This window comes from Rhizobium sp. Leaf306, from assembly GCF_001423425.1.
GTDB lineage: Bacteria > Pseudomonadota > Alphaproteobacteria > Rhizobiales > Rhizobiaceae > Neorhizobium > Neorhizobium soli.
In genome coordinates, this window is the sequence record NZ_LMNX01000005.1 from 166,759 (window position 1) to 193,748 (window position 26,990).

The 26,990-nt window shown below is 61.1% G+C and carries 29 protein-coding genes; 19 read left to right on the plus strand and 10 right to left on the minus strand.

Translation table 11 applies throughout. The features are described 5' to 3' along the window. Positions 1 to 108: 108 nt before the first annotated feature. The 3 genes from ASG19_RS21345 (at position 109) to ASG19_RS21355 (ending at position 1,985) form a co-directional block, all read left to right on the plus strand. Positions 109 to 363 carry a type II toxin-antitoxin system ParD family antitoxin gene (locus ASG19_RS21345; RefSeq protein WP_062462644.1) on the plus strand — a complete coding sequence of 85 codons (255 nt, stop codon included), beginning with the start codon at positions 109 to 111 and terminating at the stop codon, positions 361 to 363. Further along, entirely contained in the window at positions 360 to 650 is a 291-nt protein-coding gene (locus ASG19_RS21350) for a type II toxin-antitoxin system RelE/ParE family toxin (RefSeq protein ID WP_062462402.1), read from the plus strand. Before ASG19_RS21345 ends, ASG19_RS21350 begins: the two co-directional genes overlap by 4 nt. Before the next feature lie 111 nt (positions 651 to 761). Continuing rightward, the gene (locus ASG19_RS21355; RefSeq protein WP_062462405.1) at positions 762 to 1,985 is read left to right on the plus strand and encodes an argininosuccinate synthase; all 1,224 of its coding nucleotides are present in this window, start codon (positions 762 to 764) and stop codon (positions 1,983 to 1,985) included. A gap of 56 nt (positions 1,986 to 2,041) precedes the next feature. Here the strand turns inward: ASG19_RS21355 and ASG19_RS21360 are convergent, their stop codons facing one another. Further along, on the minus strand, positions 2,042 to 3,217 hold the full coding sequence (locus ASG19_RS21360; RefSeq protein ID WP_062462408.1) for a multidrug effflux MFS transporter: 1,176 nt from the start codon (positions 3,215 to 3,217) through the stop codon (positions 2,042 to 2,044). A gap of 37 nt (positions 3,218 to 3,254) precedes the next feature. Continuing rightward, a complete protein-coding gene (locus ASG19_RS21365) occupies positions 3,255 to 3,758 on the minus strand; it encodes a MarR family winged helix-turn-helix transcriptional regulator (protein WP_062462411.1) in 504 nt (167 codons plus the stop codon). A gap of 188 nt (positions 3,759 to 3,946) precedes the next feature. Between ASG19_RS21365 and ASG19_RS21370 the strand changes: the two genes are divergently transcribed. From ASG19_RS21370 to ppa, 4 genes are all read left to right on the plus strand, one after another. After that, the gene (locus tag ASG19_RS21370; RefSeq protein WP_062462414.1) at positions 3,947 to 6,037 is read left to right on the plus strand and encodes a M3 family metallopeptidase; all 2,091 of its coding nucleotides are present in this window, start codon (positions 3,947 to 3,949) and stop codon (positions 6,035 to 6,037) included. A gap of 150 nt (positions 6,038 to 6,187) precedes the next feature. Then, positions 6,188 to 8,011 (plus strand): translational GTPase TypA, encoded by a 1,824-nt coding sequence (gene typA, locus ASG19_RS21375; RefSeq protein ID WP_062462419.1) that lies wholly within the window; start codon positions 6,188 to 6,190, stop codon positions 8,009 to 8,011. A gap of 200 nt (positions 8,012 to 8,211) precedes the next feature. Next, positions 8,212 to 8,718: a GNAT family N-acetyltransferase gene (locus ASG19_RS21380; protein ID WP_062462422.1), complete on the plus strand. Its 507-nt coding sequence runs from the start codon at positions 8,212 to 8,214 to the stop codon at positions 8,716 to 8,718. 115 nt (positions 8,719 to 8,833) lie between these two features. Next, a complete protein-coding gene (ppa, locus tag ASG19_RS21385; protein WP_062462425.1) occupies positions 8,834 to 9,367 on the plus strand; it encodes an inorganic diphosphatase in 534 nt (177 codons plus the stop codon). A 147-nt stretch (positions 9,368 to 9,514) separates the two neighbouring features. Here ppa and ASG19_RS21390 read toward each other — a convergent pair whose 3' ends face one another. Next, a complete protein-coding gene (locus ASG19_RS21390; RefSeq protein WP_062462428.1) occupies positions 9,515 to 9,808 on the minus strand; it encodes a YggT family protein in 294 nt (97 codons plus the stop codon). Between the two features lie 142 nt (positions 9,809 to 9,950). On the opposite strand from ASG19_RS21390, the gene ASG19_RS21395 reads away from it, so the two are divergent. Further along, positions 9,951 to 11,186, plus strand: a complete 1,236-nt coding sequence (locus ASG19_RS21395) for an MFS transporter (RefSeq protein WP_062462443.1) — start codon at positions 9,951 to 9,953, stop codon at positions 11,184 to 11,186. Between the two features lies 1 nt (position 11,187). Here ASG19_RS21395 and ASG19_RS21400 read toward each other — a convergent pair whose 3' ends face one another. The 6 genes from ASG19_RS21400 to hemC form a co-directional block, all read right to left on the minus strand. Beyond that, positions 11,188 to 11,955 carry a glutamine amidotransferase gene (locus ASG19_RS21400; RefSeq protein ID WP_062462446.1) on the minus strand — a complete coding sequence of 256 codons (768 nt, stop codon included), beginning with the start codon at positions 11,953 to 11,955 and terminating at the stop codon, positions 11,188 to 11,190. 26 nt (positions 11,956 to 11,981) lie between these two features. Then, on the minus strand, positions 11,982 to 12,476 hold the full coding sequence (locus ASG19_RS21405) for a TerB family tellurite resistance protein (RefSeq protein ID WP_062462449.1): 495 nt from the start codon (positions 12,474 to 12,476) through the stop codon (positions 11,982 to 11,984). Between the two features lie 27 nt (positions 12,477 to 12,503). Beyond that, positions 12,504 to 14,129, minus strand: coding sequence for a heme biosynthesis protein HemY (locus tag ASG19_RS21410; RefSeq protein ID WP_082476480.1), 1,626 nt, complete (start codon positions 14,127 to 14,129; stop codon positions 12,504 to 12,506). Between the two features lie 21 nt (positions 14,130 to 14,150). Next, on the minus strand, positions 14,151 to 15,518 hold the full coding sequence (locus tag ASG19_RS21415) for a mitofilin family membrane protein (RefSeq protein ID WP_244476250.1): 1,368 nt from the start codon (positions 15,516 to 15,518) through the stop codon (positions 14,151 to 14,153). 83 nt (positions 15,519 to 15,601) lie between these two features. Beyond that, a complete protein-coding gene (locus ASG19_RS21420) occupies positions 15,602 to 16,315 on the minus strand; it encodes a uroporphyrinogen-III synthase (protein ID WP_062462456.1) in 714 nt (237 codons plus the stop codon). A 4-nt stretch (positions 16,316 to 16,319) separates the two neighbouring features. Continuing rightward, on the minus strand, positions 16,320 to 17,249 hold the full coding sequence (gene hemC / locus ASG19_RS21425; RefSeq protein ID WP_062462652.1) for a hydroxymethylbilane synthase: 930 nt from the start codon (positions 17,247 to 17,249) through the stop codon (positions 16,320 to 16,322). Positions 17,250 to 17,315: 66 nt separating this feature from the next. On the opposite strand from hemC, the gene tsaD reads away from it, so the two are divergent. From tsaD to ASG19_RS21450, 5 genes are read left to right on the plus strand one after another with little or no spacing between them, the layout of a single operon-like run. Then, positions 17,316 to 18,413 (plus strand): tRNA (adenosine(37)-N6)-threonylcarbamoyltransferase complex transferase subunit TsaD, encoded by a 1,098-nt coding sequence (tsaD, locus tag ASG19_RS21430; protein WP_062462459.1) that lies wholly within the window; start codon positions 17,316 to 17,318, stop codon positions 18,411 to 18,413. After that, complete coding sequence (locus ASG19_RS21435) at positions 18,410 to 19,411, plus strand: NAD(P)H-dependent glycerol-3-phosphate dehydrogenase (RefSeq protein WP_062462461.1); 1,002 nt, start codon at positions 18,410 to 18,412, stop codon at positions 19,409 to 19,411. The genes tsaD and ASG19_RS21435 overlap by 4 nt, the downstream gene beginning before the upstream one ends. A 20-nt stretch (positions 19,412 to 19,431) precedes the next feature. After that, positions 19,432 to 19,725, plus strand: a complete 294-nt coding sequence (locus ASG19_RS21440) for a YciI-like protein (protein ID WP_062462464.1) — start codon at positions 19,432 to 19,434, stop codon at positions 19,723 to 19,725. A gap of 7 nt (positions 19,726 to 19,732) precedes the next feature. Then, positions 19,733 to 20,173 (plus strand): EVE domain-containing protein, encoded by a 441-nt coding sequence (locus ASG19_RS21445; protein ID WP_062462467.1) that lies wholly within the window; start codon positions 19,733 to 19,735, stop codon positions 20,171 to 20,173. Positions 20,174 to 20,180: 7 nt separating this feature from the next. Further along, entirely contained in the window at positions 20,181 to 20,825 is a 645-nt protein-coding gene (locus ASG19_RS21450) for a methyltransferase (protein WP_062462470.1), read from the plus strand. A gap of 5 nt (positions 20,826 to 20,830) precedes the next feature. On the opposite strand, the gene ASG19_RS21455 is transcribed toward ASG19_RS21450, so the two are convergent. Continuing rightward, a complete protein-coding gene (locus tag ASG19_RS21455) occupies positions 20,831 to 21,325 on the minus strand; it encodes a hypothetical protein (RefSeq protein ID WP_062462473.1) in 495 nt (164 codons plus the stop codon). Positions 21,326 to 21,610: 285 nt separating this feature from the next. Between ASG19_RS21455 and sdhC the strand changes: the two genes are divergently transcribed. From sdhC to zapE, 6 genes are all read left to right on the plus strand, one after another. After that, entirely contained in the window at positions 21,611 to 22,003 is a 393-nt protein-coding gene (sdhC, locus tag ASG19_RS21460; protein WP_062462475.1) for a succinate dehydrogenase, cytochrome b556 subunit, read from the plus strand. A 12-nt stretch (positions 22,004 to 22,015) separates the two neighbouring features. Continuing rightward, on the plus strand, positions 22,016 to 22,396 hold the full coding sequence (gene sdhD, locus ASG19_RS21465) for a succinate dehydrogenase, hydrophobic membrane anchor protein (RefSeq protein ID WP_062462477.1): 381 nt from the start codon (positions 22,016 to 22,018) through the stop codon (positions 22,394 to 22,396). 6 nt (positions 22,397 to 22,402) lie between these two features. After that, a complete protein-coding gene (gene sdhA, locus ASG19_RS21470; RefSeq protein ID WP_062462480.1) occupies positions 22,403 to 24,256 on the plus strand; it encodes a succinate dehydrogenase flavoprotein subunit in 1,854 nt (617 codons plus the stop codon). A gap of 17 nt (positions 24,257 to 24,273) precedes the next feature. After that, positions 24,274 to 25,053: a succinate dehydrogenase iron-sulfur subunit gene (locus ASG19_RS21475; RefSeq protein WP_062462483.1), complete on the plus strand. Its 780-nt coding sequence runs from the start codon at positions 24,274 to 24,276 to the stop codon at positions 25,051 to 25,053. 201 nt (positions 25,054 to 25,254) lie between these two features. After that, positions 25,255 to 25,794 (plus strand): protease inhibitor Inh/omp19 family protein, encoded by a 540-nt coding sequence (locus tag ASG19_RS21480; protein ID WP_062462486.1) that lies wholly within the window; start codon positions 25,255 to 25,257, stop codon positions 25,792 to 25,794. 21 nt (positions 25,795 to 25,815) lie between these two features. After that, positions 25,816 to 26,979 (plus strand): cell division protein ZapE, encoded by a 1,164-nt coding sequence (gene zapE, locus ASG19_RS21485; RefSeq protein ID WP_062462489.1) that lies wholly within the window; start codon positions 25,816 to 25,818, stop codon positions 26,977 to 26,979. The last annotated feature ends 11 nt before the right edge of the window (positions 26,980 to 26,990 follow it).

The following is a 26,990-nucleotide window of genomic DNA, read 5'->3' on the forward strand; positions in this document are numbered from 1 at the left end:
TGCTGAAAGGCTTGAAGTGATCAAACGCTCGGGTGTTCAAAGGCTCGGCGCGATATGGTATCCTCCACGGGATCCGTCAACATGACGCGAGATCGAATCGGAGCCGGCATGATGGGCGAACTTAGATCTATCAGAGTTGACGAAAAACTGGCCGCCTTTGTTGAAAAGCAGGTCGAGGACGGACGTTATGGCTCCGCCAGCGAAGTGATCGAGGACGCGCTGCGCCTGCTGCAGGAAAGCGACGCCGCCTCGCTGGAGGCCATCCGCGCGGCGATCCAAGAAGGCGAAGACTCTGGTGAGCCGCAGCCGTTCGATTTCGATGAATTCATAGAGCAGAAGCGGGCGCGGCGCCTGCAGCCATGAAGGCGCTGGTTTTTGCGCCGAACGCCGTCGCCGATATTGATGGGATTTACGATCATACGGAAGAATTCTGGGGCTTCGAACAGGCTGAGGACTATACGTTCAGCCTGAGGCAGGCGTGCCGGATCCTCGCTGCGGGCGAACGACGCGGCCGGCATGTGCGCGGGATCAAGACCGGGTATCTGGCGCTGACCTATCGGTCTCACTTCATCATCTATCGTGAGACAAAAACCCAGGTCGTGATCATCCGCATCCTGCATCAACGCATGAACCTGTCGCGCCATCTCTGACGCGGTCGCTTCCGGGTTTTTCTTGCGCGGCTTTTGAAACTCGCTAAAAGTGCGCCATCCCAGACACGACGGTTGATCCAACCGCCGCCACCCGCAGACGGACAATTCGACATGGCACTTCCGAAAGACGTAAAAAAGGTCGTTCTCGCCTATTCCGGCGGTCTCGACACCTCGATCATCCTGAAATGGCTGCAGACCGAACTCAACGCGGAAGTGGTGACCTTCACCGCCGATCTCGGTCAGGGCGAAGAGCTGGAACCGGCGCGCAAGAAGGCCGAGATGCTCGGGATCAAGGAGATCTATATCGAGGACGTCCGCGAGGAATTCGTCCGCGACTTCGTCTTCCCGATGTTCCGCGCCAATGCCGTCTATGAAGGCGTCTACCTGCTCGGCACATCGATTGCCCGGCCGCTGATCTCCAAGCATCTGATCGAGATCGCCCGCAAGACCGGTGCCGATGCGATCGCGCACGGCGCGACCGGCAAGGGCAACGACCAGGTCCGCTTCGAGCTGTCGGCCTACGCGCTCAATCCCGATATCAAGGTCATCGCGCCCTGGCGCGACTGGGCTTTCAAGAGCCGTACGGACCTTTTGAACTTCGCCGAACAGAACCAGATCCCGGTTGCCAAGGACAAGAAGGGCGAAGCGCCGTTCTCGGTCGATGCCAACCTGCTGCACTCGTCCTCCGAAGGCAAGGTTCTGGAGGACCCGGCGGTCGAGGCTCCCGAATACGTGCATATGCGCACGATTTCGCCGGAAGCTGCACCGGATCAGGCGACAACCATCAAGGTCGGCTTCCGCAAGGGCGATGCCTGCTCGATCAATGGCGTCGAGATGTCTCCGGCAACCCTGCTCGCTGCGCTCAACACCTACGGTCGCGACAACGGTATCGGCCGTCTCGATCTGGTCGAGAACCGGTTCGTCGGCATGAAGTCGCGTGGCATCTACGAGACCCCCGGCGGCACGATCCTGCTCACCGCTCACCGCGCCATCGAATCCATCACGCTCGACCGGGGTGCAGCTCACCTAAAGGATGAGCTGATGCCGAAATATGCCGAGCTCATCTATTACGGCTTCTGGTATTCGCCAGAGCGCGAGATGCTGCAGGCCATGATCGACAAGAGCCAGGAGCATGTCGAAGGTGAAGTGACGCTGAAGCTCTACAAGGGCAATGTCATGGTCATCGGCCGCGAGAGCGCGAAGTCGCTCTATTCCGACCAGCTGGTCACGTTCGAGGACGACCAGGGCGCCTACGACCAGAAGGATGCAGCCGGCTTTATCAAGCTCAATGCACTGCGCCTGCGCACGCTCGCCAAGCGCAACCAACTCGGCTAAGCGCCTTCGCGCCAAACGATATCAAGGCCTGTTTCCGGAAACGGAGGCGGGCTTTTTTATTGGCGACGGCTGATGATCCGGTAGGCGATGTAACTGCCGACGGCGACATATTCCATGGCGGGAATGATAGTGCCGATAGCCGTTAAAGGGTCGCCGAAGACAGCGGCGAGTAGGCCGCCGACAAAGCCGCCGCCCATCTGGATGAAACCCATCAGTGCGGAAGCGGAGCCTGCCGTCTTCGGGAATGGGGCGAGGCCGACCGTCACTGTGTAGGGCGAGATGAACGCGATGCCGAAGGTGGAGACGCCGACCGGTAGCATGATCGATAGGAAGGACGGTGGCAGCAGATGAACGGAGAGGGCCATCATCGTGCCCCCGATACCGCTGAACATGAGCCCGATCACCACCGTCGTCGGCCCGCTGATGCGCCCGGACACAAGCCGCAGTGCAATCGACCCGCTGAGAAAAGCGCCGGTCTGGATGAGCATGCCGAGGCCGAACTGCGTCGGGGTCAGCCCCACTTCACCGATCAGCACGAAGGGAAGCATCGTTCCCTGGGCGTAGAGCGCGCCGATCGCGCCGCCGAGGACAAGAGATGGAAGAAGGAAGCGCAGGTCGGTGAGAAGGGAGAAGTAGGTCGAAACCAGGATCGAGGGTCTGAGCCGGCTGCGGTCGGGAACCGTTGTTTCCTTGAGGAACAGCAGGCAGCTTGCCAGCACGATAACGCCGAAGATGACCATCAGTACGAAGACGGATTTCCAGCCGAATACCGACAGCGACAGGCCGCCGATGGTGGGGCCGATTGCTGGACCCACCGCCAGCATGATGCCGATCATGTTCATGATGCGGGTGGCTTCGAAACCGACGAACTGGTCGCGAACCGCGGCACGGGCAACCGTCATGCCGACGGAAGCGCCGACCCCCTGCACCAGCCGCCCAGCCAGGATCCAGTCGACCGAGGGTGCAAAGACCGCCATCAGCGAGCCGACGAGATAGATCAGCAGGAATGCGATGCTCGCGGACCGGCGACCGAATGCGTCTGAGGCCGGTCCTGCCAGAAGCTGTGCGACGGCAAAGCCGCCGAAGTAAAGTGTCAGACTGAGCTTGATTGCCGCTTCCGACGTGCCGAAGGCCTTCACGAGTTCCGGCATCGCAGGCGTGTAGATCGCCATCGAGACCGGGCCGATTGCCGTCAGGAGGGCGCCGAGCAGCGTGGTTCGCAGCGCGGTCATTCGATTGGGAGGTGTCGTTGCGGAGGCGGCCTGCGTATCAGCTGTCATCAATTGCGGCCTGAGACGAATTGAAGCTCTGCAGGTTGCCGTTGAAAAGTTTCATGGCGTGTCCGAGGAGGTTCGCGGTTTCGGCATCCAACCCTTCGGTGGCGCAGGTGATGATGGCGCGCAGTTCCTGCTGGATTGACGCCAGCATGTCGGCGGAGGTCGGTGTCAGCATGATGCGCTTTGCCCGTCGGTCGGCGCAGCATTGTTGCCGTTCGATGAGACCAAGCGCCTGCAGCCCGTCGAGATAAGCGCAAAGCGTCATCGGTTCGACGCCCATGCGCGACGCGATGTCGAGCTGGCGGCTTCCGTCGACTTGCGCGATATGGATCAACGCTCTTGCCTCGCCGGCGGTGAGGCCAAGGCCCGCCTGGGCGATGCGACGTTCGAAAGCCGTGCGCAAAAGCCTCGCGGCATCGGCGATCAGAAAGCCAAGCGTTTCACCATGCACGTCCTGGCCGGGTGTTGTCGGGCACTGTTCAATCGCGAGCTTCATAAGGCTGCCTTACTATCTTTCCCCGACGAGGCAAATCGAAATGCCTGGAAACCGTGTGCCGGGCGATTTCGCAACGATGTGCGTTCCAAAAATCTGCATCAGCGGATGAAGCTCTTGCCGTGCCTGCCTATATATGGTCGCTCTACGCAATTAGACGGTATCGAAGCAGCACAGTGAAGGACGACCCAATGGCAACTTTCTCAGCGAATTCCGCGCTTGTCGACTGGAACGGGCATCATGGCCTGCCGCGCTTCGATCAGGTGAAGGACGAGGATTTCGCGCCGGCCTTCGATGCCGCCATCGCCTTGCACGAGGCGGAAATCGCTGAGATCGCGGGAAATTCCGCTGAGCCCACATTCGAAAACACGATCGTTGCACTGGAAATCGCCGGTGACGAGCTGTCGCGCGTTTCGTCGATTTTCTGGGGCAAGGCGGGTGCGCATACCAACGATACGATCCAGGCGCTGGAACGCGAAATCGCGCCAAAAATGTCGCGCCACTATTCGAAGATCGGCACCAATGCCGAACTGTTCGCACGCATTGATGCACTCTGGCAGAAGCGGGACGACCTCGATCTGACCGTCGAGCAGCAGCGCGTTCTCGAGCGTCACTGGAAGGGGTTCGTCAAATCCGGTGCCAATCTGCCTGAGGACCAGCAGAAGCGGCTGTCATCGATCAACGAGACGCTTGCCGGTCTTGGGGCAAGCTTCGGCCAGAATGTTCTCGGCGACGAGAAGGGCTGGTCGCTGAAGCTGACCGAAGAAGCCGATCTTGAGGGCCTGCCGGTTTTTGTGAAAGAGGCGATGGCGGAGGCTGCCAAGGAGCGCGGCGAGGGCTCAGGCTATCTCGTGACGCTGTCGCGCTCGATCATCGAACCGTTCCTGACCTTCTCGACCCGCCGGGATCTGCGCGAGCAGGCGTTCAAGGCCTGGGTGGCACGCGGCGAAAATGGCGGCGAGCGGGACAATGTCGCGATCGTTCGCGAAACGCTGGCGCTGAGGGCCGAAAAGGCCAAGCTGCTCGGCTATGAGAATTACGCGGCTCTAAAGCTCGACAACACGATGGCGAAGACACCGAAGGCGGTAAACGGTCTGCTCGGCCAAGTCTGGCAAAAAGCCCGCACCAAGGCGCTGGAGGAAGAGGCAAGCCTTTCAGGTCTGATCTCGGAAGCGGGCGGCAATCATCCGGTCATGCCCTGGGACTGGCGCCACTACGCCGAAAAGCTGCGCGAGCGGACGTTCTCCTTCTCAGAGAGTGAGCTGAAGCCCTATCTCCAGATCGAGAAGATTATCGAGGCGTCCTTCGATGTGGCCGAGCGCCTGTTCGGCATCAAGGCTGTCGAGGTGAAGGGTTTGCCCGTCTATCACCCGGATGTCCGCGTATTCGAGATCCATGACGAGGACGGCAATCTGAAAGCGCTTTTCCTCGGCGATTATTTTGCCCGCTCCTCGAAGCGCTCCGGCGCCTGGATGAGTTCGTTCCAGTCGCAGCACAAGTTGACGCTGAAGAACGGCACTGAGGGTGAGCTGCCGATCATCTACAATGTCTGCAATTTCGCAAAGCCTGCCGAAGGCAAGCCGGCGCTTCTGTCGCTCGACGATGCGCGCACGCTGTTTCATGAATTCGGCCATGCGCTGCACGGCATGCTGTCGAACGTGACCTATCCCTCGGTTTCGGGAACCGGGGTCTCGCGCGATTTTGTCGAGTTGCCGTCACAGCTTTACGAGCACTGGCTGACGGTGCCGGAAATCTTCGAGAAATATGCGGTCCATTACAAGACGGGCGAGCCGATGCCGAAGGAGTTGCTCGACAAGGTTCTTGCCGCGCAGACCTTCAACGCCGGTTTCTCGACGGTGGAATTCACCTCGTCGGCGCTGGTGGATATGGCTTTCCACACACAGGAAAGCACGGTCGAAGACCCGATGGCGGTGCAGGCCAAGGTGCTGGCCGAGCTCGACATGCCGGCTTCGATCGTCATGCGCCATGCCACGCCGCATTTCCAGCACGTGTTTGCCGGTGACGGATATTCGGCCGGCTACTATTCCTACATGTGGTCGGAAGTCCTTGATGCGGATGCCTTTGCCGCGTTCGAGGAGGTCGGCAACCCGTTCGATCCGGTGACGGCGCGCAAGCTCAAGAACAATATCTACTCGGTCGGCGGCTCGATCGATCCGGAGGAAGCCTATGCAGCCTTCCGCGGCAAGCTGCCGGATCCGACTGCGATGCTGAAGAAGCGTGGGCTCTCCATCATGGCCGAGCTTTCGGGCGGAGACGGCTGACAAAAGCCATCCACGCGGAAAGATGAAGAGCGGGCGTTGATCGCAGATCGCGCTCGCCCCCTTTCGCATTTGCGAAAAACAGGGTATGAGCGCGCCAACGAAATAGGTGCGGTCCGTCGATCTGCGCCCCGAAACATCCGAGATCTAAAAATGGCTATGCGGAATATCGCGATTATCGCGCACGTTGACCACGGCAAAACGACCCTTGTCGATGAACTTCTGAAGCAGTCCGGCTCGTTCCGCGACAATCAGCGCACCGTTGAGCGCATGATGGACTCGAACGACCTCGAAAAAGAACGCGGCATCACCATTCTCGCGAAGGCAACTTCGGTCGAGTGGAAGGGTGTTCGCATCAACATCGTCGACACTCCCGGCCACGCCGACTTCGGTGGCGAAGTCGAGCGCATCCTGTCGATGGTGGATGGCGCCATCGTTCTGGTCGATAGCTCGGAAGGCCCGATGCCGCAGACCAAGTTCGTGGTCGGTAAGGCGCTGAAGGTCGGTCTTCGCCCGATCGTCGCGATCAACAAGATCGACCGTCCGGACGGTCGCCACGAAGAAGTCATCAACGAAGTCTTCGACCTGTTCGCGAACCTCGACGCCACCGACGAGCAGCTCGACTTCCCGATCCTCTACGGTTCGGGTCGCGATGGCTGGATGAACGTCAACCCAGAAGGTCCGAAGGATGAAGGTCTTGCACCACTGCTCGATCTGGTCCTGAAGCACGTTCCGGAGCCGAATGTCGGCGAAGGCCCGTTCCGCATGATCGGTACGCTTCTCGAAGCCAACCCCTTCCTCGGTCGTCTCATCACGGGCCGCATCGCATCCGGCTCGATCAAGCCGAACCAGGCCGTCAAGGTTCTGGCGCAGGACGGCAAGACGGTTGAAACCGGCCGTATCTCAAAGATTCTCGCATTCCGCGGTATCGAGCGCACCGCCATCGAAGAAGCCCATGCAGGTGACATCGTCGCCATCGCCGGCCTTTCCAAGGGTACGGTTGCCGACACGTTCTGCGATCCTTCGGTTACCGAAGCGATGACGGCGCAGCCGATCGATCCGCCGACCGTTACCATGTCCTTCCTCGTCAACGACAGCCCGCTTGCCGGCACCGAAGGCGACAAGGTTACCAGCCGCGTCATTCGTGACCGTCTGTTCAAGGAAGCCGAAGGCAACGTTGCGCTGAAGATCGAAGAGTCTGACGGCAAGGATTCGTTCTTCGTGTCCGGCCGCGGCGAATTGCAGCTTGCCGTTCTGATCGAGACCATGCGTCGCGAAGGCTTCGAGCTTGCCGTTTCGCGTCCGCGCGTCGTCATGCACAAGGATGAAGCAACCGGCCAGACGCTGGAGCCGATCGAAGAAGTCGTGATCGACGTTGACGAAGAGCATTCCGGTATCGTCGTGCAGAAGATGTCCGAGCGCAAGGCCGAGATGGTCGAGCTTCGTCCGTCCGGCGGCAGCCGCGTTCGCCTGGTATTCTACGCGCCAACCCGCGGCCTGATCGGCTACCAGTCGGAACTTCTGACCGACACGCGCGGCACGGCGATCATGAACCGTCTGTTCCACGACTATCAGCCTTACAAGGGTGCGATCGTCGGTCGCGTCAACGGCGTTCTCCTGTCGAACCAGTCCGGTGAAGCCGTCGCCTACGCGATGTTCAACCTGGAAGACCGTGGCCCGATGATCATCGAGCCAGGCGAAAAGGTTTATGCCGGTATGATCATCGGCATCCATACCCGCGACAACGACCTCGAAGTCAACGTTCTCAAGGGCAAGCAGCTGACCAACATCCGCTCGGCCGGCAAGGACGAAGCTGTTCGCCTGACGCCGCCGATCCGCATGACGCTCGACCGCGCGCTGTCCTGGATCCAGGACGACGAACTGATGGAAGTCACGCCGAAGTCGATCCGCCTGCGCAAGATCCATCTTGACGCAAACGACCGCAAGCGCTTCGACAAGTCGAAGGCCGCTCTCTAACAGGCGCGCTTTTGAGACCATCCAAGACCCCGGCAGAAATGCCGGGGTTTTTTTGTGGCTTGGTCTGGGCCATGCTTGTGGCGAAGGTAAAAAATGCGTTAACCTCCTTGCCATCGTCCACATGAGAAGCTTGTGGGCAATCCACATTACCCGGGTCACGGGAATGGCGGAAAGGCCATGGCAGGACCTAGAATCGCGTTATGAAAACGTTATCGATCGATGTCAGGCGTGCGGAGCCGCAAGACGCCCCGGCTATCTCCGAGGTGCACCGCCAGGCATGGTCGCAAGCCTATGCCGGCCTCATTCCGCACAAGCCGCTGATCCAGATGCTGGAGCGCCGCGGCGAGGGGTGGTGGCGCAAGGCCGTCCGCGGGCCGGCGACGCTTCTGGTTCTGGATATCGGTGGCGTTATCGCGGGTTATGCGACGATCGGCCTCAACCGCGCCCGTGCGCTTCCCTATGACGGCGAGATCTACGAGATCTACCTGCGCCCGGAATATCAGGGCGTCGGCCTTGGCCGCCGCCTGTTCGGCGAAAGCCGCAGGCTGCTGAAATCGCTTGGCTGCAAGGGCTTGGTCGTCTGGTGCCTGGAAGACAGCGAGCATGCTGTCCGCTTTTTGCGATCCCATGGCGGGGCGGATTTGGCAGAGGGCATGGAGGACTTCGACGGAAAGTCCCTAAAGAAGATTGGTTTCGTCTGGCACTGACTTCGGGGCCGAAAGGTGCGCCACGACTTAACCTTGGCGGCAAACCTGTGTTGCCTTGCCAGCCAATTCCCGCTATCGACGGTTCACAAGTTCGTAAACCTCATCGGGGAAGACTATGCGCATCGATGCAATTTCTGTTGGCAAGAATCCGCCTGAAGACGTCAACGTAATCGTTGAAGTACCTGTCGGCGGCCAGCCCATCAAGTACGAGATGGACAAGGAAGCCGGCGCCCTGATCGTCGACCGTTTCCTGTACACACCGATGACCTATCCGGGCAATTACGGCTTCGTGCCGCATACGCTGTCCGAGGATGGTGATCCGATCGACGTTCTGATCTGCAACACCCGCCCGCTGGTTCCCGGTTGCGTCATCAATGTCCGCCCGATCGGCGTGATGGTGATGGAAGACGACGGCGGCAAGGACGAGAAGATCATTGCCGTGCCGGTTCCGAAGCTGACCCAGCGCTACGACAAGATCAAGAACTACACCGATATGCCAGAGATCACGCTGAAGCAGATCGAGCACTTCTTCACGCATTACAAGGATCTGGAGCCCGGCAAGTGGGTGAAGATCGAAGGCTGGAAGGACGTTGACGTCGCCAAGAAAATGATCGTCGCGGCGATCGAACGCTTCAACGCTCAGAAGTAATCTTTACCGCTGACCGCTTCCAAAATCCTCCGGTTCGTCTCGAGCCGGGGGATTTTTTGTTTCCGCTCGTAAGCCCAAAACAAAAACGGCCCGCGCGGGAAATTTCCCACCGCGGGCCGACCGTGTCCGTGCTGAAAGTCTTTGGCTTCAGCCTGCGAGAGCAGGATAGATCGAGGTCCACATCAGCGAGCGAATGAAGAAGATGATCAGAAGCACGATGATGGGCGAAATGTCGATACCACCGAGGTTCGGCATGACCCGGCGGATCGGCGCAAGGACAGGCTCGGTGACATTGAAGAGAAACCGGCCGATTGCATCGACAAACTGGTTGCTCGAATTGATCACGTTGAAGGCGAAGAGCCATGAAAAGATGGCGCTGGCGATCAAGATCCAGGTGTAAAGGTTCAAGGCCAAGTCAATGGTCTGAAACAGGGCGAGCATTCACGTCTCCATTTCTTTGTTGACAGACATGTAGACATTGGCGAACTAACGGGCAAGTGCCGTCTATGGCCCGCGTCGCAGGATGTTTAACGGCGGCGTGTGCATATCGTGGGTTTCCGGCTTCGCTGAAAGTACAGGTTCCATGTCCATACCCACATCGGGTGATCGCTTCGCCGCCTTTCGTCACGCAGCTTATACGCGTTTCTTTCTCAGCCGGTTCTTCGCAGCCTTCGCGATCCAGATTGTCAGCGTCTCCGTCGGCTGGCAGATGTATGACGAGACGCGCAATCCTCTCTATCTCGGTCTGATCGGGCTCTTCCAGTTTCTGCCGTCGCTGCTTTTGATCCTGGTGACGGGATCGGTCGCCGATCGCTACAACCGACGCATGATCATGGCGATCTGCATGGTCGTGGGCGGGCTTTGTTCGGCGGCGCTTTTGGCGCTCACCATCACCGACTCGTTCACGCCGTGGCTCGTATTTTCGATCCTCGTCGTGTTCGGCATCGAGCGCGCCTTCATGGGGCCGGCGGTGCAGTCGCTCGGACCGAACCTCGTGCCGGAAGAAGACCTTCCCAATGCGATCGCCTGGAATTCGTCCTCCTGGCAGACGGCATCGATCCTCGGGCCGGTGTTCGGCGGGCTACTCTACGGCGCCAGCTCGATTGCGGCCTATTCGGTCGCCTGTTTTCTGATGACGGTTGCCGCCATCCTCGTGTTTATGATCCCCAAGCCGGCGCAGCGCACGCCTGCCTCGAAAGTCAGCTGGGATGAGATGCTGGCCGGTTTCCGCTTCATCGCCGGCGAGAAGATCGTGCTCGGTGCGATCTCGCTCGATCTGTTTGCTGTGCTGCTCGGTGGCGCCGTGGCGCTGATGCCGATCTTTGCCCGCGACGTGCTGGAGCTTGGCCCCTGGGGTCTCGGCCTGTTGCGCGCAGCGCCCGGCATCGGCGCGATCGGCGTTGCGGTCTGGCTTGCCATCCATCCGATCCGCCACCATGCGGGCACGGCGATGTTCATCGGCGTAGCGCTGTTCGGGTTGGGCACGCTGATCTTCGGCCTGTCGGCCACTCCGTGGATCTCGATTGCGGCCTTGATGCTGATGGGTGCGGCCGACATGATCTCCGTCTATGTGCGTGAGACGCTGATCGCGCTCTGGACGCCTGATGAGGTGCGCGGCCGGGTGAATGCCGTCAACATGGTGTTTGTCGGCGCATCGAACGAGCTGGGCGAGTTCCGGGCCGGAACCATGGCGCACGCGATCGGCGCGGTCCCTGCCGTCGTCATCGGCGGCATCGGCACACTCGCGGTCGCCGTGATCTGGTCGATCGGCTTTCCAAAACTTCGCAAGATCGATAATCTGGAAGCGCCGCAGCGCTGAGTTATCCGTTGCCCTGGGCGGGATAGGTGGGCAGGGCCGGGCGGCTTGCCTCGGCGGCGGGTCGATCGAAGACGATGTCGAGGAAGGTCCACAGCCAGTCCTTCAATGCGTGGTCGAAGATCATCCGTCCTTCCAGATGCTGGTTTCCCTGCTGGGCATTCGGCATGCCAAAGCGTTCGGCACCGTGCACCACCCAGCGATGCATCATGGCGCGGGTCAGTTCCGCATGGAACTGGACGCCCCAGGCATTCTCGCCGTAACGGATCGCCTGATGCGGATAGGCGTCGCCTTCCGCGAGCAGCTTTGCGCCCCGCGGCACGTCGAAGCCTTCGCGGTGGAAGTGGTAGACCATTTTCGGCCAGTGCATGAGAAGCCGGCCGTGTTCGGTGGCGCGCAGCGGATACCAGCCGATCTCGGTCACTTCGCCCTTCTGCGGCCCAACGCGGCCGCCGAGATTGCGCACCAGCATCTGGGCGCCGAGGCAAATCCCGAGATAGGGCTTGTTCTCCTTCAACGGCACGTCGATCCAGTCGATTTCCGTCTTGATGAACGGGTCCGGGTCGTTGGCGCTCATCGGACCACCGAAGACGACGGCGCCTGCGTGGCCGGACATCGAGTCGGGGAGGGGATCGCCGAGAGCGGGCCTGCGGATATCCAGCGCAAAGCCCTTGTCGACCAGCATCTGGCCGACGCGACCGGTGGACGAGGTTTCCTGATGCAGGATCGCGAGGATGGGGAGTTTGGAGGATGGGCGGGAAGGGGTTCTCATGACGTCACGTCCTGAAGCGTTCCTGGCTAGACCTTTTCTTCCTCTTCCCCTGCGACCGGATGAGCCGAGGTGCGCGCGGCCGCTTCCTGCCGCTGTAGAACCCGGTCTCGGGCGGAAACGCCCAGGAGATCGGCGATACGCCAGATCACGTGGTCCTCGATCTCGCTGCGCTGCCCATCCGCGTAGACGATATCCCAGAGGATACCGAGAAGCTCGATCCGGTCCTCTTCGTCAACCAGATGCTTTCTGAGATCCGAGGTGAACCGGTAATAGTCGACAGCTTCGCTTCCAGCCTGCCGGCCCGCTTCTATCAGCGACTGCAACCCTTCCGGGCTCAGATCGTAACGATCGCGCATGAGGTCGCGGAACTTCTGCTGCTCTTCCTCGGACATGTTGCCATCGGCTTCCATGACCTGAAAACAGAGCGCCACAAAAGCAACGCGCGGGTCGTCGGGCGCAAATTCATCCGTATGGTGCGGGGCTGTCAGCGTGTGGAGGAAGGCCTGGATGCGATCGAGCATATGTAATCTAGGCCTTCTCCGGTTTTTCTAATAAAGCCTCAGCCTCGTGGGAGACTTCTCGGCACTTGCGTCCTTGACACCGGGATCATCGGGCGGACGACCGAAAAAGGGAACGGGCTCGTCCTGCTTTTCTGCCTCCGGAGGCTGCTCCGGTGTCACATTCGTGGCCGTAGGTGTTTTTGCTGCAACAGCTAAGTCTTCCTGAGGCACTACAACGGGCTGCATGTCGGCAGCAACCTGATTGGTGCTCTCGTTTTCCGGTGTTTCGACAGTCGGCGTGACGTCTTCGCGAAGCGTGATTGCCGGAAGCGTTGCGATCGCCTCGTCTGCGGCCAGGGTGCCGTCTTCGACGGGTCCTTCGATCTGGCCGAACGGGACTTTCCATTCGAAGGCATCAAGACGTCCGGTGACCGGCGAGAGCGGCAACCATTTGTCCGAAACGATACCGTCGGCAACCCAGGCAGGATCACGGCCGGCGCGCAGCGCTTGCGCCATCCAGTGACGGACACGGCCCTGATCGCCGGTATCCGCTTCCTCGATATCGGCCAGCAGGAGATAGGCGGCCTCACGCGACTGCATGCGGGCTGCAGCTTCTGCCTTGGCGCGCGCCTTGGGGAACTGCTGGGCATCGAGAGCTGCCTGCGCGACGACCAGCAGCGATTCGATGTTGTTGGGACGCAGTGCTTCGAGCTTTTCGGCACGCTTCAGACGGTCAAGCGTGCTATCGCCGCTGCGGGCGCGGACATAGGTGCGGCCGAGATCCGGATGCGGCTCGATCTTCCAGGCGCTTTCGAGGATGCTTGCTGCCTTGCGGATATTGTCTTCGCGCAGATAGGCCTTGGCTGCAATGATCGCGGCCGGCACGAGGCCCTTGGCGAGCTTCAGAGCGGCCTTTGCATCTTCGCGGGCACCGTTCGGGTCGCCTTCCAGGCGTTCGCTCGCCTTGGCGGTCAGAAGAACGGCTTTCAAGCGCTCGGCTTCGCCGCGTTCGAGCACACTTGCCGCCCGCTGTTGATCGAGTAGCTGGATGGCCTCGTCCCAACGGCCGGACTGGCTGCGCGATTCGAGCGTCGCCTGGGCTGCCCAGGGCAGGTAGGGCGCATGTTCGACGGCTTTTTCGGCATACTGGCGAGCAGCTTCGTTGGCGCCGAGACGGCGTGCTTCCATGTAAAGGCCGCGAAGACCGAGTTCACGGGTTTCCGGGTCTTCGGCCATCTGTTCGAACTTGGCCCGTGCGTCCGCATGGCGGCCTTCGATCAGGGCCGCCTGCGCTTCCAAAAGGTGAATGAGCGGTTCCTGATCGGCGCTGAGCAGGCCGCGGGTGCGGATGCTCATCTTGCGGGCAAGAACGGCATTGCCGGCACCGGCTGCGATCAGGCCGGTCGAGAGCGCCTGATAGCCGCGGTCACGCTTGCGGGTACGGAAATAGCGACGTACCGAGAGCGGCGATGTCCAGATGACGCCGATGACCCACCAGACGATCATGACAGCCGCAATCAGCGCAACGACCATCGTGGCGGCCACCATGATGCTGGTCTCGATCAGATGGTCCTGCCAGGTGATGGAAATCAGCCCGGGGCGATCCGCAATCCAGGAAAAGCCCCAGCCGAGGCCCAGAACCACGAGAAGAAAAATGAAGAGCCTGATGATCATCCGTTTCTTTCTTCTTCAGCCTTAAGAGCCTGATTTCGTGCCAGCAAGCGCGCGCGAAAGAGTTCCGCTCACGAGATTTTCAACCTGTACCCGCGCATCCAGCTTGCGCTTGAAATCGGTAGACGCAGATTTCGCGGCTTCCGGCAGCGTATCCCACTGCTGGGCGGCAGCCTGCAGGTCGCCGTTGCGCAACCGGTCCTCGATGCGCGATACGATCGCGTCGACCGTGTCACCCTCGACATCGCCGACGCGGCGAACCTTGACCACCGACATGGCGGAGGACAGAAGCCGGCCGGCAATGCCCTGGTCGGGATCTGCAGGCACAGACGCCTGGATGATCGCATCCGCGACGGCGGGAAACTCGCTCTGCAGCTGTTCACGCGACGGCGCGCCGTCTGCGGCGAATGTCTTGAGCTCGGCGATCGCGGGATCGTCGCCGGCAATGTTCGTATAGGCCTGAAGCTCTGCCTCGAACGAGCCGCCACGATCGATGGCGGCCTTCAATCCGGCAGCAGCGACGGCGCGGGCAACCTGCTGTTCCGGGCCGCGATCGTTGATCTGGGCCTCGGCCGCTTCCAGCCGACGGGAAAGCTCGGCCGTCTGCGTGGCTGCCGCAGCCTTGGTATCTGCCAGCTGCTGCTGGAGGGCATTCAAGCTTTCTTCGGTCGGACCGCCGGAATTCTGCGCGACAGAACTTTCCAGCGCCTGAACGCGGCTTGCGAGTTCCGTATCGGGAGACGCCGGCTGGCTGCGCAGCGTCTGGATATCCTGGCGAAGAGCTTCGATTTCGTCCGACAGTTCGGTCGAGCCGGATGCTGCGGGGGTCGATGATGGAAGATAACCGGCATACTGCATGCTGCCCGCCAGCAGAAGCGCGACGATGCCGCCGAAAATGCCGGCAGCAATCAGCGTGGACGCCGAGGTCCCACCGGAGCGGGTGGCTGGCTGGGCGTCCGATGCCTTGTCAAAGGTTTCATGCTTAGCGGCAGGTTCGTCAAAACCGGGCGTGGGCGACGGGGTGAATTCCTCGGTCGGCGAGGGGGCAGCGTCACGAGCAGCGTCTGTCGCAATCGGCGCGTCCGGCTCGGTCACAACCGGATCGGCTGTTCCCGTCACACCTGGCTCGTCTCGCCCATGGGAGCTATCCGGCTGGCCGATCACGTGGGACGTGTCGGTCTCTTCAGGCACGGTCGATGTCACCGGCTCGCCGGCCAGCGGGATGGCATCCGTCGTCTCAGAAGCTTCGACTTTTTCCGAAGCGGTTTCCGGGATGTCGCTGTCATTGCTGCGCACGGGCTCGGCCACCACGCCAGCGCCATCGGCCGTCAGGTCGATCGTGACCGGTTCTTTCTCCGCCATCGATCGGCGGGGTGGTTTTTCCGTTACCATCTCGACCTCTTTTCGCATCTGCTCAGGGAAAGTAGTTGGTGGGGCAGGGTAAGGAAAGGGGAGCGAGAGAATTTGGCTTGGCACTATGGTGAAAGAAACGCGAAAAGTGCGTCTTCGTCGGGTGTTTCAGCGACGAAGATAGCAGGATGAAATTTTTCAGGCACCGCGGTAGCGACGTTTTTGCTGAGGCAGATGACCTGCAAATGTTCGATCGAGGCTGCAAACGGCTGCACGAGTTCGAAGAACAGCGCGGCGTTGTGGCGCGAATAGAGAAGGACTGCGTCGGCCGCCGGGCGGGTCAGAAGCGGTTCGATGATCTCGGTCCGGTAGCCGACCTTGACCATCCGGTAGATCTCGATCGTTTTGCAGGCGATGTCGCGGGCGTGTAACCCGTCCTCCAAATCCGGCGAACGCGGATTGCCGGCAAGATAGAGGAGACTGGATGTTTCGCCGACATCCTGGGCGATCCTCTCCACCAGATCATGCCCGGTGCCATCGCCGCAGCGGATATCGGTAAAGCCGAGGGTGCGTGCTGCCTCGCCGGTCGCTTCGCCGACGGCGTATATCTGCGTGGACAGGCGATGCCGGAGTTCGTGTCCAAGTTCGCCAAGCACGCGAACGGCTTCGGCGCTGGTCACGACAAGTGCGGAATGGGGTTCGGACAGCGCTTCTCGGGCGATCTCCAGGTGATGCTCGGCGCGGGTGAGCGGCAGGAAGACCGGCTGATGGCCGAGGGTTTCGAGCCGTGCTGCGGTTCGCCGGGCGGAATGGTCAGGGCGGGTAACGATGACCCGCATGGCGTCAGACCCAGCCTTCGAAGAAGCCCGGTCCGGCAGCGGCGCGGACGGTTTCTCCGGCCTGGCGACCAAGCGTTTCCGCATCCGCCCGTCGGCCGCTGATGTCGACCGCATGTTCGGTCGATCCGTCCGGCGTCAGGATCAGGCCTGAAAATTTCAGATGATCACCGTCGCAGATCGCGTAGCCGCCAATCGGCGTCCGGCATGAGCCATCGAGGGCTGCCAGAAACGCGCGCTCGCAACTGACCGCGTCAAAGGTGGGACAGTCGTTGACGGCTTTCAGCAGGTCATCGATGGCCGTGTCGCCGATGCGGCTCTCGAGGCAGATCGCGCCCTGTGCAGGCGCTGGCGGAAAATCGACGGGGTCGAGCAGTTCGGTCGCAACTTCCTCGCGGGCCAGCCGCTTCAGCCCGGCATACGCCAAAAGCGTCGCGTCCACATGGCCTTCATTGAGCTTGCGAAGGCGCGTGCCGACCGATCCGCGAAAAATCGCGACCTGGATATCGGGACGAAGACGGCGCACCAGCGCCTGACGCCTCAGAGATGCGGTTCCGACCGTCGCGCCGTCGGGCAGAGCTTTGAGGCTCGGCGCCGTGCGGCCGATGACGGCATCGCGGATATCCTCGCGGGGCAAGTAGGCGGAGATGTAAAGGTCTTCCGGAAGCTTGGTCGGCATGTCCTTGGAGGAATGCACCGCGAAGTCGAGATCTCCCGAGGAGAGCTTTTCTTCGAGCTCCAGCGTAAACATGCCCTTGCCGCCGATCTCGCTCAGGGCGCGGTCGGTGATGCGGTCGCCGGTCGTGGACAGGACGACAATTTCGAACATTTCCTCCGGAAGGTCATGGGCTGCCATCAACCGTGCACGGGTTTCGGCCGCCTGGGCGAGCGCCAGCGGGCTGCCCCGCGTTCCTATCCGGAAAGGTTTTGTTTGCATCCGCGTCATTCCATTGTTACCGGAAGCCCTCGTAAACCTGTTTTCCTCTTCAATCAACGATAGGTCATGGCGGCATTTCTTCGCATCCTCGGCATTGAAACAAGCTGCGACGAAACCGCGGCCGCAATCGTCGTGCGCCACGAGGACGGTCGCGGCGAAATCCTGTCCGATGTCGTCTTCTCGCAGCTCGACGAGCACAGCGCCTATGGCGGCGTCGTGCCCGAGATTGCGGCCCGCGCCCATGTGGAGGCGCTGGACGGCCTGATCGAGGAAGCACTGTCGCGCGCCGGCGTCTCGCTTGATGAGATCGATGCGGTGGCGGCGACTTCCGGTCCCGGCCTGATCGGCGGATTGATCGTCGGGCTGATGACGGCGAAGGCGATTGCGCGCGCCACCGGCAAGCCGCTGATGGCGATCAATCATCTCGAGGGACATGCGCTGACGGCGCGGCTGACGGATGGATTGTCGTTCCCTTACCTGATGCTGCTGGTTTCCGGCGGGCATACGCAGCTGGTTCTGGTGCGTGGCGTCGGCGATTATGAGCGCTGGGGCACCACGATCGACGATGCGCTGGGCGAAGCCTTCGACAAGACGGCAAAGCTGCTTGGCCTGCCATACCCGGGGGGTCCGGCCGTCGAGAAGGCGGCGCTGACGGGCAATCCCGATCGTTTTCAATTGCCCCGGCCGCTGGTCGGCGAAGCCCGGCTGGACTTTTCCTTCTCCGGTCTCAAGACCGCCGTGCGTCAGGCCGCGACCGAGATCGCGCCGCTGTCCGAGCAGGATATCGCCGATATCTGCGCCTCGTTCCAGAAGGCGATTTCGCGCACGCTGCGCGACCGGATCGGGCGTGGACTTGCGCGGTTTGCCAAGGAATTCGGCCATCTGGATGTCGGTCCTGCGCTGGTGGTTGCCGGCGGCGTTGCCGCCAACCAGGAGATACGCCGAACGCTGCAGGCGCTCTGCATCGAACACGGATTTCGCTTTATCGCTCCGCCGATGAAGCTTTGCACCGACAACGCGGCCATGATCGCCTGGGCAGGGCTTGAACGTCTCGCCGAAGACATGCCGTTCGACGGGATGGATGTCGCGCCGCGCTCGCGCTGGCCGCTGGATGCCAATGCGCAGACGCTGCTTGGCTCCGGCAAACGGGGTGCCAAGGCATGAACGGGGCAGGGACGGCGCAGGAACGGATCGTCGTGATCGGGGCCGGCGCCTTCGGCACGGCACTCGCTGCCGTCATCGCGCTCGAAGGTCGTCACCCGGTTACGCTGATCGGTCGCAATACCGGCCTGATGGCCGATCTCAGAAACGACCGCGTCCATGACGCAGCACTTCCCGGCGTGACATTGCCGGATGCGCTCGAATTCTCCGCTGAACCCGACGCCATCTCGGATGCGAGCATCGTGCTGTTTGCCATGCCTTCGCAGGCGCAGAGCGATGCGGCGCGGTATTACGGTCCATATCTCGCAAAGGATGCGGCGGTCGTTACCTGTGCCAAAGGCATAGACCGTGTGTCAGGGCGTTTGCTGACGGACGTTCTGGAGGCATCGCTTCCGAGCCACGCGATCGCGGTTCTCTCCGGCCCCGGTTTTGCATTCGACATTGCGCGCGGGCTTCCGACGGCGATGGCGCTTGCGGCGGAGGACCAACTGCTCGCTGAGCGTCTGGCGACCGTGCTGTCCAGCCGGACCTTCCGGCTTTACGCCTCGTCCGACCGGATCGGCGTGCAGCTCGGCGGTGCGATGAAGAACGTGCTGGCGATTGCCTGCGGCATCGTCGAGGGCGCAGGCCTTGGTGATTCGGCCCGTGCCGCACTGATTTCGCGCGGACTTGCGGAAATGTCGCGTCTGGTCGAGGCGATGGGCGGCAAGGCGGATACGGTTCGGGGCCTGTCCGGTCTCGGCGATCTGGTTCTGACCGGAACCAGCCACCAGTCCCGCAATCTGCGCTTCGGCATTTCGCTCGGGCGAGGGGAGCCGGCATCGGCCTCCGGCGGACCGCTGGTCGAAGGCGCCTTTGCCGCGTCGGTCGCTGCCCAGCTCGCGCAGACCCACTCCGTCGATCTGCCGGTGACGGAGGCCGTTGCCGCGATCATCGACGGACGGCTTGGCGTGGCTGACGCGATGGAACGCCTGATGACCCGCCCGATCACGACGGAATAGATCAACCCAAGGAGAGAACGATGCTGTTTGCCTTCCTCTGCACCGACAAGCCCGGCCATCTCAACGTCCGGATGGAAACCCGTCCGGTCCATCTCGAACATCTCAACAAGCTGAATGCCGACGGCACGCTGAAGTTTGCCGGTCCTTTCCTGGACGATGAAGGCAAGCCGAATGGCAGCCTGGTCGTGGTTGAAGCCGCCGATATGGCGGCTGCCCGCACGCTTGCCGAGGCCGATCCCTATTACCTCGCCGGCCTGTTCGAGACGGTCGATGTGAAGCCGTGGAACTGGACGATCAACAAGCCTGCGGAGTGAGATAACCATGGCCTATTGGCTCTATAAATCCGAACCGGATGTCTGGTCTTGGGAGCAGCAGAAGGCCAAGGGAAAAGCTGGCGAGGAATGGACCGGCGTGCGCAACTATCAGGCCCGCAACAACATGCGGGCCATGAAGATTGGCGACAAGGGGTTCTTCTACCACTCCAACGAGGGGCTGGAGATCGTCGGCATCGTCGAGGTCTGCGCGCTGTCGCATCCGGATTCCTCGGCCAAGGGCGATCCGAAGTGGGACTGCGTCGATATTCGCGCCGTCGAGGATGTGCCGAAGCCGATCACGCTGAAGGACATCAAGGCAAATCCGCAGTTCGAGAAGATGGCACTTGTCACCTCGATGCGGCTTTCCGTACAGCCGGTGACGGAAGAGGAATATCTCGAGATCTGCCGCTTGGGTGGTGTCAAGAACCCGCCCCGCTCGCCGGACTGACGCGTCCTTGAAAACCGACCCTGCGACCTTCATCCTCGCCAACACGGATGTCACCGCGCCGCCGCATGTTCCGGAGATCCGGCTTCATCTGGCGACCGAGGCGCATGACCTCTGGCTGAAGACCGAGGAAGAGTTGCAGGCAGTCGGTCTGCCGCCGCCGTTCTGGGCCTTTGCCTGGGCCGGCGGGCAGGGGCTCGCCCGCTATATTCTCGACCATCCCGATACAGTTGCCAGCAAGCGGGTGCTGGATTTCGCATCGGGATCCGGGCTGGTGGCGATTGCGGCAAAACAGGCTGCTGCAGCCCACGTGCTCGCCGCCGATATCGATCCCTGGACGGAAGCTGCGGTGAGGCTCAACGCCGCAGAAAACCACGTTGAGATATCCTTCACGTCGCAAGATCTGATCGGGCGAGAGATCGAGGCGGATGTGCTGCTCGCCGGCGACGTGTTCTACGATCGCGGCATGGCCGATCTGTTGATACCGTGGTTTACCCGGTTATCGGGAGAGGGAAAGGTCGTTCTGGTCGGCGATCCCGGCAGGAGCTACTGCCCCAAGGATCGGCTTACCGAGGTGGCCGTCTACCAGGTACCCGTCACCCGGGCACTTGAAGACAGCGAGGTCAAAAAGACGACCGTGTGGCGGTTCGCCTGAGACGACTATCGGCCGCCTCGAATGACGCAGACGCCGGCTTCAAACGAGCAGGATTTGTTCGAGGCCACCGCGTTGCCGCCCATCTCCTGCGCTACATCGATCACCTTGGCTTTCGGGGCGAGTGCCAGACTGCGGCGTTCCTGCTGCGGCCAGTAGATATCGTCGCGCACAAAATAGGTCCCATTGCCAGGGACCGAGTAGGCCTGGATCGAACCTGCATAGGTATCAATCCCGCGCGTGAAGGATGACGAGCCCCGATCAAAGCGACCCGATGCATAAGTACGGGTCATCCGGTTGATCTCGGCAGGACGGTTGCGTCGTCCGTCACCCTGGCGATCCCAGCGATTGTTTTCGACGAACTGGTGGCGATGGCCTCTGTCGTATCCACGGTCGGCATAGCCCTGATGGTGATGCCTGCGATCTGCCGCGGAAGCGACTGATGCGAAGGCTGCAAGCACTGCTGCGGCGATGACAAGGGGCTTGATCCGGTGACTGATCATGACGAACTCCGCGACACACAGGTTAACGAAACATTAACATGGAGCGAAAGCGGGTTTCTGGCAAGAAACCAATTGTTCGGGTTTGCCAGATATCGTGCCGCGATCTGGCAAACCCGAGACCTTGAGAAAAACACAATCGATTAAATTCTCGATCGTTTAGAATTGTTCTTGTCGTTGGGGAATTCCAAGATTAAACCACGCGAATGATGCAATGCACATTTTCTCGGCAGCGTGCATTGCCAAGGGCTCCCGCTCTTTGACGCATTACGACGCCGCGAGGTTCTGATGGCGAATGTGACTAACAACCGGCCTCTGTCGCCGCATCTCTCAATCTACAAGCCAATCCCCACAATGGTCATGTCGATCGTTCACCGTATCACCGGTGGCGCTCTGTATTTCGGCACGATCCTTGTCGCGTGGTGGCTGATCGCTGCAGCAAGCGGCCCGGCTTACTACGACTGGGCCAACTGGGCGCTCGGCAGCATTCCCGGCAAGCTGGTTCTTCTCGGCTATACATGGGCGCTGATCCACCACATGCTCGGCGGCTTCCGCCACTTCATGTGGGACTTGGGCCGTGGCTTCGAGAAGGAATTTTCGACCAAGCTCGCCATCGCCAACATCATCGCATCGCTCTGTCTGACCGTGCTGGTCTGGGTGGTCGGCTTCATCGTTCGCTAAGGAACAGCTTCCATGGATATGCGCACCCCGCTCGGTAAGGTCCGCGGACTGGGCTCCGCCAAAGACGGTACCGAACATTTCTGGCGCCAGCGGATGACCGCCGTCGCCAACGTGCCGTTGATGACCTTTTTCGTGATCTTCATGATCATTTATGCCGGCAAGCCGTTTGCCGAAGTGGTCGAGGCGCTGTCGAACCCGTTCGTCGCTGTTGTCATGGGCCTTGTCGTGATCTCGGGCATCATCCACATGAAGCTCGGCATGCAGGTCATCATCGAGGACTACGTGCACAGCGAGTTCGCGAAGGTCCTGTTCGTCATGCTCAACACATTCTTCTCGATCCTGATCGCCGGGCTCTGTCTGTTCGCCGTTCTGAAGATCGCTTTCGTAGGATAATCCGTCATGGCATCCGTCACCCCCATCGCTTCAGGCGCCTCTCAGACCGGCAAGGCCTATACCTATGTCGACCATTCCTACGACGTGATCGTCGTGGGTGCCGGCGGTGCAGGATTGCGCGCCACGCTCGGCATGGCCGAACAGGGCTTCAAGACGGCCTGCATCACCAAGGTCTTCCCGACCCGTTCGCACACCGTCGCCGCACAGGGCGGCATTGCCGCCTCGCTGCAGAACATGACACCCGATTCGTGGCAGTGGCATCTCTATGATACCGTCAAGGGTTCCGACTGGCTCGGCGACGTCGACGCCATGCAGTACATGGTCATGGAAGCGCCCAAGGCCGTCTATGAACTCGAGCACTACGGCGTGCCTTTCTCGCGCAACGAAGAAGGCAAGATCTACCAGCGCCCGTTCGGCGGCCACATGCAGAACTTCGGTGCCGGCCCGCCGGTGCAGCGCACCTGCGCTGCCGCTGACCGCACCGGCCACGCCATCCTCCACACGCTCTACGGCCAGTCGCTGAAGCACAATGCGGAATTCTTCATCGAGTATTTCGCGCTCGACCTCATCATGTCGGTTGACGGTCGTTGCACCGGCGTCGTTGCCTGGAACCTCGACGACGGCACGATCCATCGCTTTACCGCCAAGATGGTGGTTCTGGCGACCGGCGGTTACGGCCGCGCCTATTTCTCGGCAACCTCTGCCCATACCTGCACCGGCGACGGTGGCGGCATGGTCGCACGTGCCGGCATGCCTCTTCAGGACATGGAATTCGTCCAGTTCCACCCGACCGGCATCTATGGCTCGGGCTGTCTCATCACCGAGGGTGCACGCGGCGAAGGCGGCTACCTCGTGAATTCCGAGGGCGAGCGCTTCATGGAGCGCTATGCGCCATCCGCGAAGGATCTGGCCTCCCGTGACGTGGTCTCGCGTTGCATGACGCTGGAAATCCGCGAAGGCCGCGGCGTCGGCAAGAACAAGGACCACATCTTCCTGCATCTCGACCATCTCGATCCGGCCGTCCTGCACGAACGCCTTCCCGGCATTTCCGAAAGCGCCAAGATCTTTGCGGGCGTCGACGTGACGCGCGAACCGATCCCGGTTCTGCCGACCGTGCATTACAACATGGGCGGCATCCCCACCAATTACTGGGGCGAGGTGCTGAATGCGGACGCCAACAACCCGGAACGCATCCTGCCTGGCCTTATGGCCGTCGGTGAAGCGGGTTGCGCCTCGGTGCACGGTGCCAACCGTCTCGGCTCCAACTCGCTGATCGATCTCGTCGTGTTTGGCCGTGCCGCCGCCATCCGCGCCGGCCAGGTGATCGACCGCGAAGGACCGATCCCGGCACTGAACACGGCCGCCTGCGACAAGATCATGGACCGCTTCGACAGCCTTCGCCACGCCAGCGGCTCGACGCCGACGGCGATCCTGCGCGACAAGATGCAGCGCACCATGCAGGATGATGCCGCCGTGTTCCGCACACAGGAGTCGCTGGAATCCGGTTGCAAGCGCATGTCGGCAATCTGGGGCGAAATGCGCGACGTGAAGGTGACCGACCATTCGATGATCTGGAACTCGGATCTCGTCGAAACGCTCGAACTGCATAACCTGATGGCGAACGCGATCACCACGGTCTACGGTGCCGAAGCGCGCAAGGAGAGCCGCGGCTCTCATGCACGCGAGGACTATACGGACGGCGCGTTTTCCGGCCGCGACGATGTGACCTGGCGCAAGCACACGCTTGCCTGGGTCAACGACGCGGGCGACGTGAAGCTCGACTATCGCCCGGTCCACACGGACCTGATCGCTGACGGCATCGACCCTTACAAGATCGAGCCGAAAGCCCGCGTGTATTGATCTGAGGAAACTGGAACATGGTTGAACTCGCTCTGCCCAAGAATTCCCAGATGACCGAAGGCAAGGTCTGGCCGAAGCCGGATGGTGCCACGAACGTCCGGGAATACCGCGTCTACCGCTGGAGCCCGGACGACGGCCAGAACCCGCGGATCGATACGTTCTACATCGATATCGACGATTGCGGCCCGATGGTTCTCGATGGTCTTCTCTACATCAAGAACAATATCGACCCGACGCTGACACTGCGCCGTTCGTGCCGCGAAGGCATTTGCGGCTCCTGCGCCATGAACATCGACGGCACCAACACGCTTGCCTGCACCAAGGGCATGGACGACGTGAAGGGAACGGTCAAAGTCTATCCGCTGCCGCATATGCCTGTGGTCAAGGACCTGGTTCCGGATCTCACGAACTTCTACGCCCAGCACCGCTCGATCGAGCCCTGGCTGAAGACCGTCTCGCCGACACCTGCCAAGGAATGGAAGCAGAGCCACGACGACCGCCAGAAACTCGACGGTCTCTACGAGTGCATCCTCTGCGCCTGCTGCTCGGCATCCTGTCCCAGCTACTGGTGGAACGGCGACCGCTATCTCGGTCCGGCTGTTCTGCTTCAGGCCTATCGCTGGCTGATCGACTCCAGAGACGAAGCCAAGGGCGAGCGCCTCGACAACCTCGAGGATCCGTTCCGGCTCTATCGCTGCCACACGATCATGAACTGCGCGCAGACCTGCCCGAAGGGTCTGAACCCTGCCAAGGCGATTGCCGAAATCAAGAAGATGATGGTCGAGCGCCGCGTCTAGTAAAACCTTACAGTATCCCGACCCTGCAGACGCACGGTCGGGATTTTTCGATTAAAACAGCTCGCGTAATCGTGACAGTTGTCGTGCCTTCGCCAAATAGCGCCGGTATGACTTGATTAACTAAGTCCTTTTACGGTAATTCCGTCTCAATTGAATGGATCAGTTCCATGCAGAGATGCGGCTGAAAGCAGGAGTTTTGTGATGCAGTTCAGATATGTGGCGACAGGCGTTGTTCTTGCGCTGGCTCTTGCCGGTTGCCAGAGGACGTCCAATACCTCCCCTTATGCTGATCTGCCAGCACAGCCCTCCCGGCCCGCGCCGCTTCAGGCACAGCCTGTTCAGGGTGTGCAGGGCGGCCAGCTTCCACCTCCGGGTGGTGCAGCCCAATATCCGACGGCGCCTCAGGGAGGCCAGCAGATGGCATCCGTCGATCCGAATGCTGCGGCGCCTGCCAATGCTCTCGATATTACCAAGCAGCAGATGGTCGGCAACTGGCGCGTTGCCAATGGCGGCTCGTCCTGCGACATGTTCCTGACGCTCACCAATCTCGGCAGCGGATCGCGCGGCGGCACCCGTGGCTGCTCCGGCGAACTGACGACGATGGGTTCGTGGGAAGTGTCGGGCAAGATGGTTCAGTTCAAGAACCGCGCCGGCGACGTCATCGGCCGCGTCTACAAGAGCGGCGATACCCGTTTCGACGGCACCACCAATTCGGGCCAGCCTCTCGGTCTCAGCCGGTAAACGGTCTGCGGAGGCGGCAGGGTGGAGCCGATCCCGGACTACACATCGAGCGTCGGTGAAGAGCTGAAGGCACTGGCGGCGTCCGGGGTGCTGACGCCGGACACTGCGCAGATGCAGGTGGCCGCCAAGCTCGACCACATTCTCAAATGCTTCAGAGACACGAAGCCAGCCAAGAAGACGAGTGCTCTCGGCTGGCTGTTTGCCCGCGGTGGCGGCAAGCCGCGGGAAATCCGCGGGCTTTATGTGCATGGCAGCGTCGGTCGCGGCAAGACCATGCTGATGGACATGTTCTTCAAGAAGGCATCCATCGCAAAAAAGCGGCGTCTGCACTTTCACGAATTCATGGCCGACGTGCATGGACGTATCCACGAGCACCGTCAAAAGCTGAAACGCGGCGAGACGAAACAGGCAGATCCGGTGCCGCCGATCGCTGCGGCCCTGTTCGCAGAAGCGGAACTTCTCTGCTTCGACGAATTCTCGGTGACCGATATCACCGATGCGATGATCCTTGCACGTCTGTTCACGGAATTGTTCGGCCTTGGATGCGTTCTCGTCGCGACATCGAACGTAGCCCCCGACGATCTCTACAGGGATGGCCTCAACCGCGGTCTGTTCACGCCGTTCATCGCGCTGCTCGGCCGCTACGTGGATGTCGTCACGCTGGACTCGCCAACCGATTACCGGATGCAGAAGCTGGCGAGCCTGCCCGTCTATGTGACGCCTCTAAGCCCCCAAGCCGATCTGGCGATCGAAAACACCTGGCATCAGGTGATCGACGGCGAGAAGGCGAGCCCTGTCGAGTTGCCGATGAAAGGTCGCACCATCAAGGTGCCGCTGGCGTCCGGCCGGGCTGCACGGTTCAGCTTCTCGGACTTGTGTGAAAAACCGCTAGGCGCGTCGGACTATCTGGCGATCGCCGATCGCTTTGACGCTGTCTTCATTGAGCACGTCCCGCAGCTCGGACCCGAAAAGCGCAACGCAACCAAGCGCTTCATCAATCTCGTCGATGCGTTCTACGACCATTCGGTCAGACTCTACGTCTCCGCCGCGAGCGAACCGGATCAGCTTTTGTTGGAGAAGCGCGGCACCGAGGGGTTCGAGTTCGATCGAACAATCTCCCGTCTCTGGGAGATGCGGAGCGCCGATTACCTCGCTCTGCACAACGCAAAGCGTCAAGAAGCCTGACACTTTCATGA

Bases quoted from the DNA above. Each gene is read 5' to 3' on its own strand.
- ASG19_RS21345 (WP_062462644.1), top strand. From the start codon at position 109: ATGATGGGCGAACTTAGATCTATCAGAGTTGACGAAAAACTGGCCGCC.
- ASG19_RS21350 (WP_062462402.1), top strand. From the start codon at position 360: ATGAAGGCGCTGGTTTTTGCGCCGAACGCCGTCGCCGATATTGATGGG.
- ASG19_RS21355 (WP_062462405.1), top strand. From the start codon at position 762: ATGGCACTTCCGAAAGACGTAAAAAAGGTCGTTCTCGCCTATTCCGGC.
- ASG19_RS21360 (WP_062462408.1), bottom strand. From the start codon at position 3,217: ATGACCGCGCTGCGAACCACGCTGCTCGGCGCCCTCCTGACGGCAATC.
- ASG19_RS21365 (WP_062462411.1), bottom strand. From the start codon at position 3,758: ATGAAGCTCGCGATTGAACAGTGCCCGACAACACCCGGCCAGGACGTG.
- ASG19_RS21370 (WP_062462414.1), top strand. From the start codon at position 3,947: ATGGCAACTTTCTCAGCGAATTCCGCGCTTGTCGACTGGAACGGGCAT.
- typA (WP_062462419.1), top strand. From the start codon at position 6,188: ATGGCTATGCGGAATATCGCGATTATCGCGCACGTTGACCACGGCAAA.
- ASG19_RS21380 (WP_062462422.1), top strand. From the start codon at position 8,212: ATGAAAACGTTATCGATCGATGTCAGGCGTGCGGAGCCGCAAGACGCC.
- ppa (WP_062462425.1), top strand. From the start codon at position 8,834: ATGCGCATCGATGCAATTTCTGTTGGCAAGAATCCGCCTGAAGACGTC.
- ASG19_RS21390 (WP_062462428.1), bottom strand. From the start codon at position 9,808: ATGCTCGCCCTGTTTCAGACCATTGACTTGGCCTTGAACCTTTACACC.
- ASG19_RS21395 (WP_062462443.1), top strand. From the start codon at position 9,951: ATGTCCATACCCACATCGGGTGATCGCTTCGCCGCCTTTCGTCACGCA.
- ASG19_RS21400 (WP_062462446.1), bottom strand. From the start codon at position 11,955: ATGAGAACCCCTTCCCGCCCATCCTCCAAACTCCCCATCCTCGCGATC.
- ASG19_RS21405 (WP_062462449.1), bottom strand. From the start codon at position 12,476: ATGCTCGATCGCATCCAGGCCTTCCTCCACACGCTGACAGCCCCGCAC.
- ASG19_RS21410 (WP_082476480.1), bottom strand. From the start codon at position 14,129: ATGATCATCAGGCTCTTCATTTTTCTTCTCGTGGTTCTGGGCCTCGGC.
- ASG19_RS21415 (WP_244476250.1), bottom strand. From the start codon at position 15,518: ATGGTAACGGAAAAACCACCCCGCCGATCGATGGCGGAGAAAGAACCG.
- ASG19_RS21420 (WP_062462456.1), bottom strand. From the start codon at position 16,315: ATGCGGGTCATCGTTACCCGCCCTGACCATTCCGCCCGGCGAACCGCA.
- hemC (WP_062462652.1), bottom strand. From the start codon at position 17,249: ATGCAAACAAAACCTTTCCGGATAGGAACGCGGGGCAGCCCGCTGGCG.
- tsaD (WP_062462459.1), top strand. From the start codon at position 17,316: ATGGCGGCATTTCTTCGCATCCTCGGCATTGAAACAAGCTGCGACGAA.
- ASG19_RS21435 (WP_062462461.1), top strand. From the start codon at position 18,410: ATGAACGGGGCAGGGACGGCGCAGGAACGGATCGTCGTGATCGGGGCC.
- ASG19_RS21440 (WP_062462464.1), top strand. From the start codon at position 19,432: ATGCTGTTTGCCTTCCTCTGCACCGACAAGCCCGGCCATCTCAACGTC.
- ASG19_RS21445 (WP_062462467.1), top strand. From the start codon at position 19,733: ATGGCCTATTGGCTCTATAAATCCGAACCGGATGTCTGGTCTTGGGAG.
- ASG19_RS21455 (WP_062462473.1), bottom strand. From the start codon at position 21,325: ATGATCAGTCACCGGATCAAGCCCCTTGTCATCGCCGCAGCAGTGCTT.
- sdhC (WP_062462475.1), top strand. From the start codon at position 21,611: ATGGCGAATGTGACTAACAACCGGCCTCTGTCGCCGCATCTCTCAATC.
- sdhD (WP_062462477.1), top strand. From the start codon at position 22,016: ATGGATATGCGCACCCCGCTCGGTAAGGTCCGCGGACTGGGCTCCGCC.
- sdhA (WP_062462480.1), top strand. From the start codon at position 22,403: ATGGCATCCGTCACCCCCATCGCTTCAGGCGCCTCTCAGACCGGCAAG.
- ASG19_RS21475 (WP_062462483.1), top strand. From the start codon at position 24,274: ATGGTTGAACTCGCTCTGCCCAAGAATTCCCAGATGACCGAAGGCAAG.
- ASG19_RS21480 (WP_062462486.1), top strand. From the start codon at position 25,255: ATGCAGTTCAGATATGTGGCGACAGGCGTTGTTCTTGCGCTGGCTCTT.